This is a genomic window from Agrobacterium sp. Azo12 (assembly GCF_029193765.2).
GTDB lineage: Bacteria > Pseudomonadota > Alphaproteobacteria > Rhizobiales > Rhizobiaceae > Agrobacterium.
Genome location: NZ_JARFYO020000007.1, coordinates 1 through 579 on the forward strand (window position 1 = coordinate 1; position 579 = coordinate 579).

A 579-nucleotide genomic window follows, 5' to 3' on the forward strand; every position below is an offset into this window, starting at 1 on the left:
GCCCCCGCAACCAATAAAACAAGCCCGCAGCAAGCGGGCTTTTTTGTTGGTAACGCGTCGAGGAGTTAACGCCTCCTCAGGGGCCCGCAAGGAGGCACAGCCGACGCAACGGGACAGAAAAATCCCAAATCCTGCCCCGCAACCAAATCACCAAAACATCCCCCAAAAAATCAAAATCTCAAAACTAAAAGAAACCGCAGACCATTGCCGGCACCTACGCGCCCGCGAAAATAACCCTGCTCAAAGCACAACGACCAAGGCACACCAAAGCTGCCCAATGCGAAAGTCAAAGCCTGGAAAAACCGCCGGCGACAAAACGCTCAATAACCAATGGTAGACGTCCCGCAAGAAAATCAAGGCCACGCTCGCACAACATGCTCGCTCAGAAAATCCAAATAGGCGCGTACCCGGCCAGACAATGGTCCCGAACCACCATAGACACACCAGATAACCTCGGCATCACGTGGATTATAATCGTCCAGAACAGACACAAGTCTGCCCGCTTCAATATCTTCCTCCACATGAAAACCGCCAACACGGCCCAAGCCTAAACCATCAAGGCACAATCGCCGCATCGCC

At 53.2% G+C, this 579-nt stretch carries 1 protein-coding gene and 1 pseudogene; one reads left to right on the top strand and one right to left on the bottom strand.

Going from position 1 to position 579, the window contains the following annotated elements; all coding sequences use genetic code 11:
• Positions 1-337 (top strand): hypothetical protein (locus tag PYL13_RS26895; protein ID WP_303299159.1); only part of this gene is annotated, 337 nt, incomplete at its 5' end.
• A gap of 16 nt (positions 338-353) precedes the next feature.
• Here PYL13_RS26895 and PYL13_RS26900 read toward each other — a convergent pair.
• Positions 354-579 (bottom strand): annotated as a pseudogene (locus PYL13_RS26900) (LysR family transcriptional regulator); the annotation flags it as partial.